The sequence below is a fragment of the Paenibacillus sp. EPM92 genome, from assembly GCF_016586185.1.
In the GTDB taxonomy this organism is placed as follows: Bacteria; Bacillota; Bacilli; order Paenibacillales; family NBRC-103111; genus Paenibacillus_G; species Paenibacillus_G validus.
In genome coordinates, this window is sequence record NZ_BCPS01000050.1 from 60,779 (window position 1) to 77,550 (window position 16,772).

Sequence of the window (16,772 nt, forward strand, 5' to 3'; positions counted from 1 at the left end):
AGGATCGCGAACAGCGGTCTTCCGGCTTTTTTATGGTTTTTTTGGCCGGCGATCCATGGCAAGAAGCTTTTCTTCTCCGGTTCGGTTTGTGGTAAACTGATAACAACGATCGATTGAAAAAAGGTGGTAATGACGTGCTGAACAAACCGTTAACGGCCTATAAAGCCGTATTTTTTGATGTAGGCGATACGCTGCTGACAATACCGGCGGCGAGCGCGATCCTCCACCGGCACTTGGCTTCCCGTTCGCTGCATCGCGGGGAAGAGCAAGTCGGTGAACTTTTTACCGAGGCGTTTCGTCTATTGTATTATGGAAAGCCTTCGGACGCGTTCGAAGCTTGTTCGCCCGAATCCGACCGTTTGTTCTGGATGAAGGTGTACCACTATATTTTGCAGAAGCTCGGCGTGGAGGAAGAGAAATGGACGGAGGAGCAAATCCATGCCTGCTGTCATGAACTGTATGACCTGTTTACGTCGCCGGAACATTATGCGCTGTTCGAGGACGTCATCGAGACGATGGCGGAGCTGCAGCGAAGAGGGCTGCGCCTCGGCATCATTTCGAATTTTGCCCCGACGCTGAAGTCAATTTTGGCGGATAAAGGGATTTTGGATTTCTTCGAGCCGGTCATCGTCTCGACGGAAGTCGGGCTGGAGAAGCCGGACCCGGCGATTTTCCGGCTCGCGTTGGAGCGTGCGGGGCTTGAAGCCGCAGATGTGCTGTATGTCGGCGACCATGACCGGAACGATATTTGGGCGCCGGCGCAAGCGGGCATCGATGCGGTGAAGATCAAGCGTTACGACTACCATACGGGCGAAGGCATTCATTCGCTGCGACAATTGCTTGTGTCTTAACGAAAGGAGCAGCTTTACCTCATGAAAAAACCGATCGGCATGGAAGACCCGACGAAGCAGGAGGCCAGCAAGCGCCGGAATTTTACGCTTCGGATCAATGTGTTCTTTTTCTTTACGTTTTTCTTGTTCTCTGTCCTGATCGTGCGGCTGGCGATGCTCCAATTCGTCGAAGGCAAGGAACTGCTGGCAGAGAAGAACGATATCAACAATGCGAACACGCCGATTCCGCCGATCCGCGGCAATATTTTCGACCGGCAAAGCGCGCCGCTCGCCTCGACGACGTCGTCGCAATCGCTCTATTTCCGCGTCGAGCAGAAGCAGCCGAAGGAGGAAGTCGTCGCGCTGGCTAAGCGGCTGGCCGACATCTTTGCCACGCACGGCCGCCCGACCGCTGCCCCCTTATCGGCCGCCGACATCATCAAGGAGATGGACGTCGGTTACGACCTGGAGATGAAGGAGACGGAGACGAAGCCGAGCTACTTCTCGGTGCCGCGGCGGATCAAGGCGGATTTGACGCAGGCCGAGATGGCCTTCATCCTGGAGCACCGCGACGAGCTGAAATGGCTGGAAATCACCGAGGAGAGCATCCGCAGCTATGACCCGGTCAAGCCGGTGGCGGTGCAGCTGGTTGGCTATATGCGTCCGTTCTCCCAGGCGCGGGAGCCGAAGTACGGGATCGAATTCTATAAAGACAAAACCAATACCAAGGGTTACATGGATACCGAATATGTCGGCTATGACGGGATTGAGCTGATGTATCAGGAAGAGCTGCGCGGCAAGAACGGCGTCAAGTCGTACCCGGTCAACGCCGCCCACAAAATCATCGGTCAAGTCGAAATTACGAAGCCGCAGAAGGGCAACAATCTGTATTTGACGATCGATAAAAATGTGCAGAGCATCACGGAAACGGCCATCATGGATCACCTTGCTTATTTAAAAAGCCCGGCGGTTCGCAACGATCCGTATATCGGCAGAGGCAGGAACGCGGTGGCCGGGTATGCCGTCGCCATCGAGGTGGAAACCGGGAAGGTCGTTACGATGGCCAGCATGCCGGACTATAACCCGGGCGTATGGGCGGGCGGAATTCCGAAATCGGAGTACGACCGGATCCAGTCGTTCATCAATAACGGCACGATTACGACCGCTTACCCGGATTATCCGGCCGAGGAGATCAAGTATCATCCAACCTCCATCGTGTATATGGGTTCCGTCGTGAAGCCGCTCTCGGTGTTGATCGGATTGAAGGAAGGCTTGTTCGGGGTCAACACGATCTATCAAGACACAGGGACGTTCTATTACGGGAAAGACAACAACGCGAAGCTGTCCAACTCCGACACCCGGGCTTGGGGACCGATTAATGCGACGAAAGCGATCCAGTACTCGTCCAATACGTTCATGTCGGCGATGATCGGCAACGAGCTGTACGGCCGGAAACGGGAGAAGGCGGTCGATATTTGGGATTCGTATTTGGCGAAGTTCGGACTCGGCGTATTGACCGGAAGCGGTCTGCCGAAGGAATCGCCGGGGATCAGCGAATACAAAACGAATACGAAAGAGTCGATCCAGCAGCGCATGGTGTTCGCTTCCTGGGGCCAGAACGAGAAGTACACGACGCTCCAGCTTGCGCAGTATGCGACGACATTGGCGACAAGGGGCGAAAGACTGAAGCCGCTGCTCGTCGATCGGATCGAGACTTACGACGGAGAACCGTTACAGCAGTTTAACGAGAAAGTGGTGCTCGACAAGACGGATTTCTCGAAGGAATATTGGGATGCTGTATTTAAAGGAATGAAAGAAGTGAAAGTGAACGGCTTCGACGACTTCCCGTACACCCTCGCCCGCAAAACGGGAACGTCGACGCAGAAGGTCGCCGGCAACAAAGACGTCGACAACGCGGTGTTTATCGCGTTCGCGCCATTGGAGAAGCCGAAGCTCGCCGTTGCGGTCGTCGTGCCGGAAGGCGGGTACGGCGCTTACGGCGCCGCTCCGATCGCGCGCAAAATTTTCGATGCGTACGATTACTATTACGGGCTCGACGGCGTTCCGAAGAAGTCGGCAGGCACGAACGGCGCCGCAGGCGCAGTGACGCCGACTCCGGCGCCATAGTTACATTTACCCATAGCGGAACTATGAAGCGTTATTCCCTCTTTTTAGCCGCCCAGTCGCGGTTGGAGTGGAAATAGCGAACCGTAGTTCCGCTATTTTTGTTGAGCCAGCGCCGACAGGACCGACAGACGAAATAGTAAATTAAAGTTCCGCTATTTACATAATTACAGGGGTTGGTCCGCGGGTACGCGGCAGGCTGGGTGATTTCATTAAAATAAATGTTGCACTAAGGAAACATTATTGTATATAATAAAAATATAGTCTGGTGGGAAAGAAAAGTTGTCGAGACCAACAAATGAGGTCTAAGACAACTTTAGGCACCATATAGATCAAGACATAATACCATGAAAAGAGTAGGAGTGAGTTACTTTGAAAACGGACCATACAATGCTTAACAGCAAGGGGCTGCCGTCTTCATTGAAGCGGTTCATCATGACGATCATCTTTCTGGGGATCGCGGCCATGGCCGCAGCATGCGGAAACACGGCAAGTCCGACAAATTCGGCGGGCAACGAAGTCATCAAAGTGACGGCGACGATTGGCATGATCAGCGATATCGTGAAGCAGGTCGGCGGCGAGCACGTAGAGGTGACCGGATTGATGAAACCCGGCGTCGATCCTCACTTGTACAAAGCGTCCCAAGGCGACATTCGCAAGCTGGAGGACGCCCAGATCATTTTCTACAACGGGTTGCATCTGGAAGGCAAAATGACGGAAATCTTCGAGAACATGGAGAAGCAAAAAACGACGGTAGCTGTGACCAAAAACATCCCGGAATCAAGTTTGCACCTGGTGGACGACGGCTCCGGCTCGCATGACCCGCACGTTTGGTTCGACGTCAAGCTGTGGATCAGCGCAACCGAGACGGTGCAAACCGAGCTGGCGAAGTTCGACCCGGCGCATGCGGATGACTATAAGAAAAATGCGGACGCTTATATCGCCCAGTTAAAGGAGCTCGATGAGTACGCAGCGAAGCAAATCGCTTCCATCCCGGAAGGACAGCGGGTGCTCGTGACGGCGCATGACGCCTTCGGCTATTTCGGCAAAGCATACGGAATTAAAGTGATGGGCTTGCAGGGCATCAGCACCGCGTCCGAATACGGCTACAAGGATGTCAGCGACCTGCGCGATTTCCTCGTGACGAATAAGATCAAAGCGGTGTTCGTCGAATCGAGCGTGCCGAAGAAATCGATCGAGGCGGTCATTCAGGGCGCGGCGAAGCAAGGGCATGACGTGAAGATCGGCGGGGAGCTGTTCTCCGACGCGATGGGTGAGGAAGGAACGCCGGAAGGCACGTACCTCGGCATGGTGCGGCACAATGTGGATACCATCGTTAAGGCGTTGAAATAATCTTTGGGCTGCTTGGTTAAAGATGAAGCAGGAATTGGGAGAAGGAGTAGATTCCATGGTTAAACAAGAGATTGTATCCCCCTTATCGGTGCAAGGGCTGACCGTTGCCTATCAGAAGAAGCCGGTGCTGCGAGACGTCACGTTCACGGTGCCCGAAGGCAAGCTCATCGGCATTATCGGGCCGAACGGCGCGGGCAAATCGACCTTGATCAAGGCTGCGCTGGGCTTGATTCCGCGTGTGACAGGCGAGGTGACGATTTTCGGCAAGCCGTATGAGCAGCAGCGCAAGGCTATCGGGTATGTGCCTCAACGGGAGTCGGTAGACTGGGACTTCCCGACGAGCGCGCTCGACGTTGTCATGATGGGCCGTTACGGCCATCTGGGCTGGTTCAAGCGGCCGGGCGCCAGAGAACGGGAGATGGCGATGGATTGTCTGGAGAAGGTCGGCATGGCCGATTTCGCCGGCCGTCAAATCAGTCAGCTGTCGGGCGGACAGCAGCAGCGCATCTTCCTTGCCCGGGCGCTTGCACAGGATGCGCGGCTGTATTTCATGGATGAACCGTTCGTCGGGGTCGATGCGGCGACGGAGAAAGCGATCATTACACTGTTGAACGAGTTGAAAAAGCAGGGCAAAACAGTGCTGGTCGTTCACCACGACCTGGCAACGGTGAAGGAATATTTCGACTGGATTATGCTGCTTAACGTCGAGCTCATGGGCATCGGGCCGACGGATGATTGGTTTACGAAAGACAACTTACAAAAGACGTACGGCGGACGACTCGCGCTGCTTCACAGCGATGAAGACGCCGTGATCGTCAGCTCGAGGTGATCGCGATGTTCGCGTATTTATTCGATATGCTGCGCGATCCGAACGCGCAGTGGATTCTGCTCGGCAGCATGCTGCTCGGCTTGAGCAGCGGAGTGCTCGGCAGCTTCGCCTACTTGCGCAAGCAAAGCCTGATGGGCGACGCGCTGGCGCACGCCGCACTGCCGGGCGTCTGCATCGCCTTCATGCTGACCGGCTCGAAGTCCATCTTCTTCTTCCTGATCGGCGCCGCGGCGGCAGGGCTCATCGCGACGTTCGGGATCGGTTACGTGACGAGGCATTCCCGGATTAAACAGGATTCGGCGCTGGGCATCGTGCTGTCGGTATTTTTTGGCGTCGGGATCGTGCTCTTAACAAAAATTCAACACGGCGGGAGCGGCAATCAGAGCGGGCTCGACAAGTTTTTGTTCGGGCAGGCGGCTTCGATGGTGCTCTCCGATGTTATTACGATGGCGGTAGTCGCCTTAATCCTCGTCATCCTATGCGGGCTGCTCTTCAAAGAATTCAAGCTGCTCAGCTTCGACCCGGGGTTTGCCAAAGGGATCGGTTTGCCGGTCGCGGCGCTCGACCAGTTTATGATGTTCCTGATCGTCGTCGCCGTCGTTGTCGGCATTCAAGCGGTCGGCGTCGTGCTCATGTCGGCGCTGTTGATCACTCCGGCCGTCTCGGCCCGCTACTGGACCGAGAAGCTCGGCGTGATGGTCGTCCTGTCCGGCATCTTCGGCGCAATCAGCGGCTTTGTCGGCACGCTTGTCAGCGGCCTCGGCAGCAACCTGCCGACCGGTCCGCTCAGCGTGCTCGCGGCCACGGCGCTCTTCATCGTTTCCGTGCTGTTCGCGCCTAAGAGAGGGCTCGCGGCCAAGGTGCTGGAACGGCTGGCGGTGAAGCGCACCGTTCTGCGCGACATGCAGCGCCAAGTGCAAGTTCAGAGTGTACGGCAGCCGGCGCACGGCACACGGGAGGAGGGGGGACTATGAACGACTTCTGGATTATACTGACAGCCTCGCTCGTTGCTTGTTCGTGCAGTCTGCTCGGCTGTTTTCTCGTCCTGCGGCGGATGGCGATGATCGGCGACGCGATCAGCCACTCCGTGCTGCCGGGGATCGTCATCGCCTTCTTAATCAGCGGCTCGCGCGACTCCTTCTTCATGATGCTGGGCGCTTCGGTGATCGGTCTGCTGACCGTTTTCCTGATTCAATGGTTCAACCAGAGCGGCGTCCAATCCGATGCGTCCATCGGCGTCGTATTCACAGCGTTGTTCGCTTTGGGGGTTCTGCTCGTCAGCGTGTTCACCCGCCAAGTTGACCTGGACCTTGACTGCGTCTTGTACGGGGAGATCATTCAAGTGCCGTGGGAGACCATTCAGGCGTTCGGTATCGATATCGGACCGAAGGCGGTCTGGGCGCTCGGCCTCGTGCTGACGGTCAGCTTGCTCGTGATCGGATTGTTCTATAAACAATTTAAAATTTGCGCGTTCGACCCGGCCATGGCGGCAGCGGTAGGCATTCCCGTCGCGCTGTTCCACTACTTGCTGATGGGGCTGGTCTCCGTTACGACGGTTGCCTCGTTCGAGAGCGTCGGGGCGATCCTCGTCGTCGGCATGCTGGTCGTCCCGGCGGCGACGGCGTACCTGTTGACCGAGAAACTCAGCCTCATGATCGTGTACAGCATGATCGTCGGCGTGCTTAGCGCGGTGCTCGGCTACGGGATGGCAACGCTGCTCGACGCTTCGATCGCGGGCTGCATGATTACGGTTGCCGGCGTCTTGTTCGTCGCGGCGTTCCTGCTGTCCCCGTCGCACGGTATCGTCTGGCGCAAGCTGAAACAGCGCACCCCGTCGAAACGGCTTGCCGCGTAAGCGAAGCGCAGACGGCAAAGAAAAAGCATCCTGATCCGGACCTTGGAAGGAAGGCGTACACCCGCCGCCCAAGGTTCGGATCGGATGTTTTTTTTGTGGGCGCATCGGAGGGCCCGAAGCTGCCGCCAGGGGACAACCGATTTCCAGATAACCGCGAAACTATGCTATACTGTTATATCGGACATTTTTTTCGCGGATTGTGATACGCGGTAAGAGGAGGACTTTAGACGAATGTGCGGAATTACCGGCGTTATGTATTTTGAAGACCGTGAGCCGTCTCCCGAATTATTGAAGAGCATGACGGATTGCATCGTGCATCGGGGACCGGACGATATTGGATTTTGGAGCGATAACCGGATCGGATTGGGCTTTCGCCGCTTGTCGATCATCGATTTGAAGGAAGGGCATCAACCGCTCGCCAACGAAGACGATACCGTTTGGATCGCATTTAACGGCGAGATTTATAATTATAAGTATTTGCGGGATTCGCTGCAGAGCAAGGGGCATCAGTTCAAGACGCATACGGATACGGAAGTCATCGTTCATCTTTATGAGGAATACGGCGAAGCCTGCGTGGAGAAGCTGCGCGGGATGTTCGGTTTTGTCATTTGGGACCGGCGTAAAAGGCTGCTGTTCGGGGCGCGCGACCATTTCGGCATCAAACCGTTTTATTACTATCACGACGGCTCGCGGTTTTTGTTCGGCTCGGAAATCAAGAGCTTGCTGGCTGCCGGCGTGGAGCGTTCGATTCATCGCGAGAGCCTGCTGAACTACTTGACGTTCCAATATGTGCCGGAGCCGGATACGATGTTTGACGGCATCCGCAAGCTGCCGCCGGGCCACACCGTAACGGTGACCTACGACGGGCAAATGTCGATCCGCCAGTACTGGGATCCGATGCTCGCGCCGGAGGAACGCTCGTTCGAGGACTGTGTGGAGCAAATCCGCTCGACGCTTCAGGATTCGGTCATCCATCATATGCAGAGCGACGTGGAGCGGGGCTGTTTCTTGTCCAGCGGCATCGATTCGACGGCCATCGCGACGCTGATGCGTTCGATCGAGCCGATCCGCACGTTCTCCGTCGGTTTTGAGGGTGCCAACAACGAAACGGTGATCGCCCGTCAGACGGCGAATGCGATCGATACGGAGCATTACGATAAAATCATTACGGAAGCCGATTATTTCGCGACACTGCCCAAAGCGGTGTGGCATCAGGACGAGCCGGTTGCCGATCCTTCGGCGATTGCGCTGTATCACGTGGCTCAGCTTGCGCGCGAGCATGTGACCGTCGTGCTGTCGGGTGAAGGCGCTGACGAGCTGTTCGGCGGTTACCGGATCTATAACGAGCCGAACTCGCTGGCCCCGATCGAACGGCTGCCGCATGGCGTGAAACGGATGCTGCACGCGTTGGCGCGGGTGCTGCCGGAGGGCTTCAAGGGCCGCAACTACTTGCTGCGCGGGACAACGCCGCTCGAGCAGCGTTTCCTCGGCAACGCGAAAATTTTCACCGAGGAGATGAAGGCCGACATCGTTCGCACCGATCGCGAGCTGCTGCGCTCTTACCGCAATCCGCTTGAGGTAGCGAAAGTATTTTATGACAGAAGCAAGCATCTTGATCCGGTGTCGCGGATGCAGTACATCGACATGAACCTGTGGCTGCCGGGCGATATTCTGATGAAGGCGGACAAAATGACGATGGCCCACTCGCTCGAGCTGCGCGTACCGTTCCTGGACGTGGAGCTGTATGAGGTGGCGCGCCGTATACCCGCCAAGTACCGGATTGCGCAGGGGACGACGAAATACGTGTTCCGTAAGGCGATGGAGGGGATCATCCCCGACTTTATTTTGAACCGGCCGAAGCTCGGGTTTCCGGTGCCGATGCGCGATTGGATGAAGGGTCCGCGGGGGCAGCAAATCGTGGAGCAGATCGAGGGCAGCGGCATTGAAGAGTACATTCGTCTGGACACCGTGCGTTCCATGCTGAACGCGCACCGCAGCGGACAAGGGGACTACGCCCGCCGCATTTGGACGATCTACATGTTCGCGCTTTGGCATACGACCTATATGAACGAACAGAAGCAGCCTTCGCTCGCTTATGCGCTGTAAGGAAGGACGATCTGGGATAAAGGAGAGGTACGAATGAGTCGATACCGGATGATTGCACTCGACATGGACGGCACCATGCTGACGGAGGAGAAGACGATTTCCGCCGAAACCCGCGCGGCCATACTCGCGGCCGAAGATGCGGGGATCAAGGTGGTGTTCGCGACCGGACGCGGGATCCAGAATGCGCTGCCGTACGCGGTGGAGCTCGGCTTGACCTCTCCGCTCGTCACCGTCAACGGAGGCGAGGTCTGGAAGGCGCCGGGCGAGCTGCTCGAGCGGCACCCGATGCAGGCGGATGAAGTGCGCCGCATGCACCAGCTGGCGATTCAGTACGATCCCTGGTACTGGGCGTACAGCGTCGGCGATGTGTTTAATAAGGAGACGTGGGACGGGGTCGGCGATATCGATGCGCGGACGTGGCTGAAGTTCGGCTATTATACGGAGAATCTCGAGGTGCTGGGTACGATCCGGCAGCAGCTGGAATCGTGGGACCTGTTCGAGATCACCAATTCGCACCCGTGCAATATCGAGATGAACCCGAAGGGCGTCAATAAAGCGAGCGGCCTGCGCCGGTTGTGCGAGCTTTACGGCTTCGACATGTCGCAGGTGATTGCGATGGGCGACAGCTTGAACGACGTGTCGATGATCCGCGAAGCGGGTCTTGGCGTCGCTATGGGCAATGCGCAGGACGAAGTGAAGAAGCTCGCCGACACCGTCACGCTTACGAACGAGGAGCACGGAGTCGCATGCATCATCCGTGAATATGCATTGGGCGGCAGCGCCGGCATTTAAGCGGGCGTCGCCGGGCTTTACAAGAAAGCGTAGCGAAAGGAGTGAGGCTGCATGGTGCTGGCAGCTTGGTCGATTATCGTCATCTTGTTCGTCATCGGCATGGCCGGCGCGGTGTACCCGATACTGCCGGGGGCGCTGGCCATCTACGGTGCGTTCTTCGTATACGGGTTTATGCTCGGCTTCGAACCGTTCGGCTTCTGGTTCTGGCTGATCCAGACGTCCATCGTGGCCGTGCTCATGATTGCCGATTATCTCGTGAACGCGCTTGGCGTCAAGAAGTTCGGCGGCAACCGCGCCTCTGTGATCGGCAGCACGATCGGCCTGATTGCAGGACCGTTCGTCATTCCGGGAGTCGGGCTCATTGTAGGACCGTTTCTCGGGGCCGTCCTCGGCGAGCTGATCGTCGGCACCCCTTGGAAGCAGGCGCTGCGTGCCGGAGTCGGGGCGTTGGTCGGCTTTTTCTCCAGCCTGGTAGTCAAAATCGGCTTTCAGCTGCTGATGATCGCGCTGTTCGTCGTTTGGGTCGTGCGCTATGCGTAAGTACGGCCAGAACCGGGGCCATAGCGCGCCGTTGTTCACCGTCGTTCCGTTATTGAAATAAGGCACTTTGGAAGAAGACCGCCGGAGCTTGGTTCGGGCGGTTTTTCTTCGGTTGATAAGGGAGAAGGGAAACGCCTGTGTCTAAAGTCGGAAAAGATTCGCTAGTCAAAGGTACGCTTATATTAACGTTAGCCGCATTGGTGGCGCGGGCGCTCGGCGTCGTGCAGCGCATTCCGCTCGTTTACCTGCTCGGCGATATCGGCATGGCGGCATACGGAATCGCCTTCAATTTGTACTCCGTGCTGCTCGTTGTGGCAACGGCCGGTATTCCGAGCGCGCTGAGCAAAATGATCTCCGAGCGCACCTCGCTCGGACGCCACGAGGAGGCCGACCGGATTTACAAGGCGGCCTTGCTGTTCGCCCTGGCGGCGGGCGTCGTGATGACCGTGCTGATGTATGCCGCCGCGCCTTACTTCGCGGAAAGCATCGTCAACCCGCAGGCGGCGCTGCCGATTCGCGCGATTGCGCCGGCGCTGCTGCTGTTCCCGCTGATTGCCATCATGCGCGGTTATTTTCAAGGCCGCCGGATGATGATGCCGAACGGCATTTCGCAAATTATCGAACAAATATTCCGCGTCGCCACCTCGGTGGCGCTGGCGTATTTGCTGCTCGGCCACAGCCTGGACGCCGCAGTCGCCGGCGCTTCGTTCGGCGGCGTGATGGGCAGTATCGCGGCGGCGGCCGTGATGCTGTATTACGCGCTCCGGCTGAAGCGCAGCGACCGCAGCGAGCGAATGGCCGCTGTGCCGGCCGCTCAGGCGGCAGCGGAATCGGGCGCGAACGCGGCGGCGCCCGCCTCGGCGTCAGCGCCGCTTGCGTTCCGCGCGATCTACGGCCAGCTGTTCAAGCTGTCGGTACCGATCGTCATCTTCTCGATGACGGTGACGCTCATCTATACGATCGATTCTTCGATCGTGACGCTGCTGTTGAAGGACCGGTTCGGGGAGGAGCCGGCCCGTGAAATACTCGGGATCTTAACCGGACGGGCCCAGTCGCTTGCCGGCATCCCGATCATTCTGGCCGTCGCGCTCAGCCAATCGATCGTCCCGATCATCTCGGCGGCTTATTCGCAGAAGGACATGAAGCAGGTGTCCGAGCAGACGGCCAAGGTGCTGCAGCTTTCGCTGCTCTCCGGCCTGCCGATGGTGCTGCTGATCGCGCTTGCCGCCCGCCCGCTGAACGGCTTCATATTCGGCAATGTGACGGGATCGGAGATCGTGGAGACGTATGCCGGTCCGGTCATTGCCATGCTGACGGTAACCGCCATCTTCCAAATTGTCATGCAGACGTCCGGCGCGGTACTGATGGGCATGGGGCGGATGAGGACGCTTGTGCTCGCGGTGATCGTCGGCATCGCCGCCAAACTCGCCGTCAGCTTTGCGCTTGCGCCGCTTTTCGGCATCTACGGCATTATCGCGGCGACGGCGCTTTGCTTTATCATCATGACGGCGATCATTGTCCGCGTGCTTCGCCAGAACGTGAGCTTCCGCATCTTCGGCGGAAAGCGCTGGATCGGGCTGATTGGCTCAACGGCGCTAATCGCAGTCATCGGCATCCTGCTCGATCAAGCGTGCCGCCTCTACGTGACTCCGTTCGCCTCGGTTCGGCTCAACGATATGGTGCAGTCGATCGTCATCTGCGCGATCGTCGGCGCAGCCTATCCGCTGCTGCTGTTTGCGACGCGCGTCCTGAGGCTGCAAGATTTGCAGCAGGCGCCAGGTCCGCTGCGCAAGCTGGCGGGTCCGCTGCTGTCGCGGTTAGACCGGTCGAAGAAGCGGCAAGGCGGCTCGTAAAGCCTGAGTAAAACCTGAGTAAAACCGCTTAGCTAGAACGGCATATACCCCAATCCACGCCTGCTCGAAAGAGGGTGAAGGATTGGGGTATTGGTGTTGGGCGAACGGTGCCCAGCCTGTGCGCCGCTTCTCAAACAAGCAAGTCCCCCGCGAGCACGGTCATCTCGATCTTCTTCAACCCGAAGCCGTTTGCCTGCGTCATCTCGAACGAGAACGGCGCCGGGATGCTGCTTAAATAACCGAGCACGGCGATATCCGTGAACCAGTCTCCGGGCTCCGTGGGGGCGATCGGCCGGTCCGGCCACGCCTCCGCGAGACCCGGACTGTACAGGGGCGCGGCTCCTGGCTTTAGCCGCAGGCCGTCCAGCTTCTCCTGCAGCTGTCCGCGCTTCACCGGCGGACCGTGCCGCACCGACGCGAACAGCTGCGGCCAATAATCCGCGCGCGACCCTGTGTGCCGCCGCTCGCAGGCAAAGCGCACGGCCCCCTCGTGCACAGCCGGAATGCCGAACAAGATCGCGTACAGCGATTTGCCCACCTCGATACGCTCCCGCAAGCTGCTGAAGCTTTCCAGGATCAGGCCGGCCAACCGGCAATCGGCTGCATACCGGTACGGGAACACAACCTGGTTCAGCTGCAGCAGCGACTGTGCCTGGAAGAAGAACGTATCGACCACTTGCTGCAGGAACGAAGCGTTGCGCACGACCCGCTCCTCGATATGCTGCTGCTCGTTGATAATGAGTCCGACCGTCAAGAGAGCGGACTCCCGCCGTTCCCAGAAATGCTCCCACAACGGGCGCATGAAGCGCGATACCCCGAAGGCGGGGAGCAGGTGAAACAGCGGCCTGCGATGCCTTAGGCTGGCCTCATACAGCAGCAGCTGCGGATAAGCGTCGCGAAAAATAAGCGCGTTCGCCCGTTCCAGGAATCGGAACACCCACTCCCGCTGATCTTCGCTTAACAGGTAGGGGAGAAACTCGCCGCGAAGATCGGTCATGCTCCAGCCTCCGTTGCGCGACACCATATGCGCGAGGAATGCCCAGTGCAGCTCCGGGTGCTCGCGGTACATCCTCAGGTAGGCGGTCGTCCGCGTCAAGTTGTTCCGGTTATGCGCATCGCGCTCCGCGGCCAGGCGCGCCGTCAGCTGCCGCTCCCACGGGCTGACGGCGGCTTCGTCCCAGGCCTCGGCCGAGGCGGCCCCGTCCTTGCCCGCAAGCGACAGCTTCCAGGCATAGCGCCGCTTCAAAGCGTCGAGCGAAGGCCGGTTCAGCTCGATCCGGTGGGCGGCCGCGAGCAGCGGCTCCTCGTGCTGCACGCTGTGTGCCTTGCCTTTGAACCAATGCCAAAGCTCATGAGGCAGATCGGCCAGCTTATGCAGCAGATCGGTTCCGCTCCAGCGGTATTTATCACGATTCATCCCGTTCCTCCTTTCCTGTCGATGGGAAATTGTTACAATTTGTATATTTTCGCAGGCGAGTGCAACGTTTCCAAATAAAAAGCGTATAAAATGTAGCACGGCCCCGAACTTATTTACATATTTCAGGAGGTAAGAATGAAGAAGAAACATTGGAGCGCCAAACTAAGTCTCATGCTGATCGCCCTTGTGATCGTACTGGCCGGTTGTCAACCGGTAGGCTCGGTCGACGTCAGCAAAGTCATGTCCAACCTGTTTACCGTTAAATCTTCGGAAGGCGCATCAAGTGTAACCTTGGAGCTGACAGCGGATCCCGCCGCATCCATAACGCCGGAAGAGAAGCGCGCGATCGAGCTGTTGAACGGCTTCAAGGTAGAAGTTACCGAGATGAAGCAGCAAAGCCCGACCGAGCTTTCCGCGAAAGGCTCGCTCGCTTACGCGAACGTGAAAATTCCGTTTCACCTGGTCTTATCCGACATGATCTATACGATTCAAATCGAAGGCGCGAAGAAGCCGATCGTCATTGGCAACAGCGCCGCAATAGGCGCAGGTTCCGCTCTTCCGACGACGCCGGAACTGCAGAAGCAGATCGAGCAGCTCGGTCAGAAGGCCGTAGAGGCGATGCCGAAGTTCAGCTCGTTCTTCACGAGCAACTTCCCGAACCCGAAGACGATCTCCGCGGAGGCAGCGAACGTAACCGTGAACGGAGAAGCGCTGCAGCTGCAGAAGCTTCACGTTGAGTTGAAGGGCAGCGAGCTGGTCGGGCTGATCAAGGGTTTCCTGACCAATGTTCTGAAAGATGAGGAAGGCCTTAAGCAATTTATCGCCGCGCTGTATGATGTATATGCGCCGTTCTTGAAGGAAATGGTCAAAGCCGGCAGTGCGAACGCCGAAGGCGACACAGGCGCGCTCGATTCGATCATGCCTTTCCTGGAGAATAAAACATTAGCTGTCGAATTCATCTATACGTTCCTGAAAAGCAATTTGGAACAAGTCGTAGCGAGCTTTGATCAATCGCTGAACAGCTTGCCTAAGAACGAAGACGGCAAGTCGGTACAGGACTTGCTGAACGACAACCAATCGTTGACGATGGATCTGTATGTAGACGCGGAGAACGTAACCCGCAAGTCGACAAGCGTATTGCTGCTCACGCTGCCGGATTCGGCCAAGCATGGACTCAAGTCGATTAAAGTGACCTCCAGCGGCGAAGTATGGAACGTCAACAAACCGGTGACGATCGATCCTATCGATACAACCGGCGGAGTCGTGGAGTGGATGAACAAATCCGGACGCCTGACATCGAGCAAGCTCGTCGCCTCGCTCGATCCGAAGTCGGACCTCTACAAGCTGTTGAAGGACGAACTGAACATCACGAAGAAAGAAGTAAATCTGACCGTCTCTTCCGAAGTCAGCATCATTCCAGGCCTGACGCCGTTCAACGATCAAGGGACCGTGATGGTTCCGGCGCGCTTCGTCGCCGAGCAGCTCGACGCCGACGTCGAATGGGATGCGGCCAAGCAGCAAGTCACGATCACTGACCCGCTTAGCGGCAACGTAACCGTTCTGACGATCAACAGCACGCAGGCAAGCGTGAACGGACAGTTGCAAACGCTGGAGAAAGCCGCAGTTATCGTCGAAGGCTCAACGTACATTCCGGTGCGTTTCGTCGCGGAGAGCATGAACGCTAAGGTTGGCTGGACGCAAGAAACGCAAACGGTCGGCATCGTCCGCGAATAACGAGCTTTACCCGTTACATTTTCCCAATATGGGGACCAACATGCATAAGCCCCCGAACGTTGTCCGCCAAGGATCGTTCGGGGGCTTTGCCGCATGCGCGGGGGCAAGCGCTTTATTCGGTTGTCGGGTTGTCGTCTGCGCTGGAGGCCGGCTCTTTCGGAGCTGAGGCGGGCGGGCGCGGCGATAGGTGTCTTCCGGCTCGGGAAGCCGCGTCCCGCAGCAAATATTCGATGTGGCTGTTTACGCTGCGGAATTCGTCCGCGGCCCATCGCTCAAGCACCTCGTATAACTTCGGATCCAGCCGCAGAGGGAAATTTTTCTTCGCGGCCATAACGGACTGCGCCTTCTAGTACAAGCTTCCCGTATTGATGACGGGATTGGCGGAACGATCGGATACGATGGCGACGAGCAGGTTGTTGATCATCGCGGCTTTGCGTTCCTCGTCGAGCTCGATGACGCCCTCTCGCTGAAGCTGGGAGATAGCGAGCTGCACCATGCCGACCGCGCCTTCCACAATCTTCGAGCGGGCGGCGATAATAGCGGCCGCTTGCTGGCGCTGCAGCATCGCGCTGGCGATTTCGGTAGAGTACGCCAGATGCGTCAGACGCGCCTCCATCACTTCCACGCCGGCAACGGACAGCCGTTCCTGCAGCTCGCGGGCCAGTTCCGCAGCGACTTCGTCGGAATTGCCCCGCAGCGAGTAGCCGCCGTCTTCGAACGTGTCGTACGGATATTTGTTAGCCACGTGACGGAGCGCCGTCTCGCTTTGAATTTCCACGAACTGCTCATAATTGTCGACGTCGAATGACGCTTTCGCCGAATCGACGACGCGGAAGACGACGACGGCGGCGATTTCGATCGGGTTGCCTTCGATATCGTTGACTTTCAGCTTGGCGCTGTTGAAGTTGCGAACCCGCAAGGACACTTTCTTCCGAACGGAGAACGGGATGGTCATCCAGATGCCGCTTCGGCGAATCGTACCGGAGTAGCTGCCGAAGAAGGTGACGACCATCGCTTGATTCGGCTGGACGATCGTCAAGGACGAAAGCAGCGCGATGGAGAACAGAGCAAGCACAATGGCGAGAGCCGGCCATTCTTTATCGATGAGCAGCAGCGTGCCGATCACATCGACGGCAACGAGCCCAAGCAAACCGACGAATCCGTTAATCACCCAAGGTTTTTTTTCCTGCATGAACAAACACTCCTTTTCGTCATTCATTTAAATATTGTTTTGATACTGTTATGATATCACTTTTAGGAATTAATGTAAATCCATAAATAATGGATACTCTTTTCTCGTCCAGAAAGGCACCCCGGCTCATTGACAGACGCCTTGTCG

14 protein-coding genes are annotated in these 16,772 nt (G+C 57.5%); 11 read left to right on the plus strand and 3 right to left on the minus strand.

Features of this window, described 5'->3' with window-relative positions; genetic code table 11:
- Nucleotides 1–134 precede the first annotated feature (134 nt).
- The 10 genes from JMF85_RS09545 to JMF85_RS09590 all read left to right on the plus strand — a co-directional run bounded on the left by JMF85_RS09545 (nt 135) and on the right by JMF85_RS09590 (nt 12,282).
- A complete protein-coding gene (locus tag JMF85_RS09545) occupies nt 135–851 on the plus strand; it encodes an HAD-IA family hydrolase (protein ID WP_127604929.1) in 717 nt (238 codons plus the stop codon).
- Between the two features lie 21 nt (nt 852–872).
- Nucleotides 873–2,957: a peptidoglycan D,D-transpeptidase FtsI family protein gene (locus JMF85_RS09550; RefSeq protein ID WP_201318108.1), complete on the plus strand. Its 2,085-nt coding sequence runs from the start codon at nt 873–875 to the stop codon at nt 2,955–2,957.
- A 462-nt stretch (nt 2,958–3,419) separates the two neighbouring features.
- Nucleotides 3,420–4,307, plus strand: a complete 888-nt coding sequence (locus JMF85_RS09555) for a metal ABC transporter solute-binding protein, Zn/Mn family (protein ID WP_236595802.1) — start codon at nt 3,420–3,422, stop codon at nt 4,305–4,307.
- A gap of 55 nt (nt 4,308–4,362) precedes the next feature.
- Nucleotides 4,363–5,136 carry a metal ABC transporter ATP-binding protein gene (locus JMF85_RS09560; RefSeq protein ID WP_127604925.1) on the plus strand — a complete coding sequence of 258 codons (774 nt, stop codon included), beginning with the start codon at nt 4,363–4,365 and terminating at the stop codon, nt 5,134–5,136.
- 5 nt (nt 5,137–5,141) lie between these two features.
- On the plus strand, nt 5,142–6,110 hold the full coding sequence (locus JMF85_RS09565; protein WP_155614611.1) for a metal ABC transporter permease: 969 nt from the start codon (nt 5,142–5,144) through the stop codon (nt 6,108–6,110).
- Nucleotides 6,107–6,991, plus strand: a complete 885-nt coding sequence (locus JMF85_RS09570; RefSeq protein ID WP_127604921.1) for a metal ABC transporter permease — start codon at nt 6,107–6,109, stop codon at nt 6,989–6,991. Before JMF85_RS09565 ends, JMF85_RS09570 begins: the two co-directional genes overlap by 4 nt.
- Before the next feature lie 231 nt (nt 6,992–7,222).
- Nucleotides 7,223–9,097 (plus strand): asparagine synthase (glutamine-hydrolyzing), encoded by a 1,875-nt coding sequence (gene asnB / locus JMF85_RS09575; protein ID WP_201318109.1) that lies wholly within the window; start codon nt 7,223–7,225, stop codon nt 9,095–9,097.
- Between the two features lie 33 nt (nt 9,098–9,130).
- Entirely contained in the window at nt 9,131–9,889 is a 759-nt protein-coding gene (locus tag JMF85_RS09580) for a Cof-type HAD-IIB family hydrolase (RefSeq protein ID WP_201318110.1), read from the plus strand.
- Nucleotides 9,890–9,940: 51 nt separating this feature from the next.
- On the plus strand, nt 9,941–10,429 hold the full coding sequence (locus tag JMF85_RS09585) for a DUF456 domain-containing protein (RefSeq protein ID WP_201318111.1): 489 nt from the start codon (nt 9,941–9,943) through the stop codon (nt 10,427–10,429).
- 137 nt (nt 10,430–10,566) lie between these two features.
- Nucleotides 10,567–12,282 (plus strand): putative polysaccharide biosynthesis protein, encoded by a 1,716-nt coding sequence (locus tag JMF85_RS09590; protein WP_201318112.1) that lies wholly within the window; start codon nt 10,567–10,569, stop codon nt 12,280–12,282.
- Nucleotides 12,283–12,412: 130 nt separating this feature from the next.
- Here JMF85_RS09590 and JMF85_RS09595 read toward each other — a convergent pair whose 3' ends face one another.
- Nucleotides 12,413–13,699, minus strand: a complete 1,287-nt coding sequence (locus JMF85_RS09595) for a DUF2515 family protein (RefSeq protein ID WP_127604913.1) — start codon at nt 13,697–13,699, stop codon at nt 12,413–12,415.
- A gap of 135 nt (nt 13,700–13,834) precedes the next feature.
- Here JMF85_RS09595 and JMF85_RS09600 point away from each other — a divergent pair, with 135 nt between their 5' ends.
- Nucleotides 13,835–15,433 (plus strand): copper amine oxidase N-terminal domain-containing protein, encoded by a 1,599-nt coding sequence (locus tag JMF85_RS09600; protein WP_054798608.1) that lies wholly within the window; start codon nt 13,835–13,837, stop codon nt 15,431–15,433.
- A 112-nt stretch (nt 15,434–15,545) separates the two neighbouring features.
- On the opposite strand, the gene JMF85_RS09605 is transcribed toward JMF85_RS09600, so the two are convergent.
- Together JMF85_RS09605 and JMF85_RS09610 are read right to left on the minus strand one after the other, a co-directional pair.
- Nucleotides 15,546–15,764, minus strand: a complete 219-nt coding sequence (locus JMF85_RS09605) for a type II toxin-antitoxin system antitoxin (protein WP_127604909.1) — start codon at nt 15,762–15,764, stop codon at nt 15,546–15,548.
- 15 nt (nt 15,765–15,779) lie between these two features.
- Nucleotides 15,780–16,625: an SPFH domain-containing protein gene (locus JMF85_RS09610; RefSeq protein ID WP_127604907.1), complete on the minus strand. Its 846-nt coding sequence runs from the start codon at nt 16,623–16,625 to the stop codon at nt 15,780–15,782.
- Between the last annotated feature and the right edge of the window lie 147 nt (nt 16,626–16,772).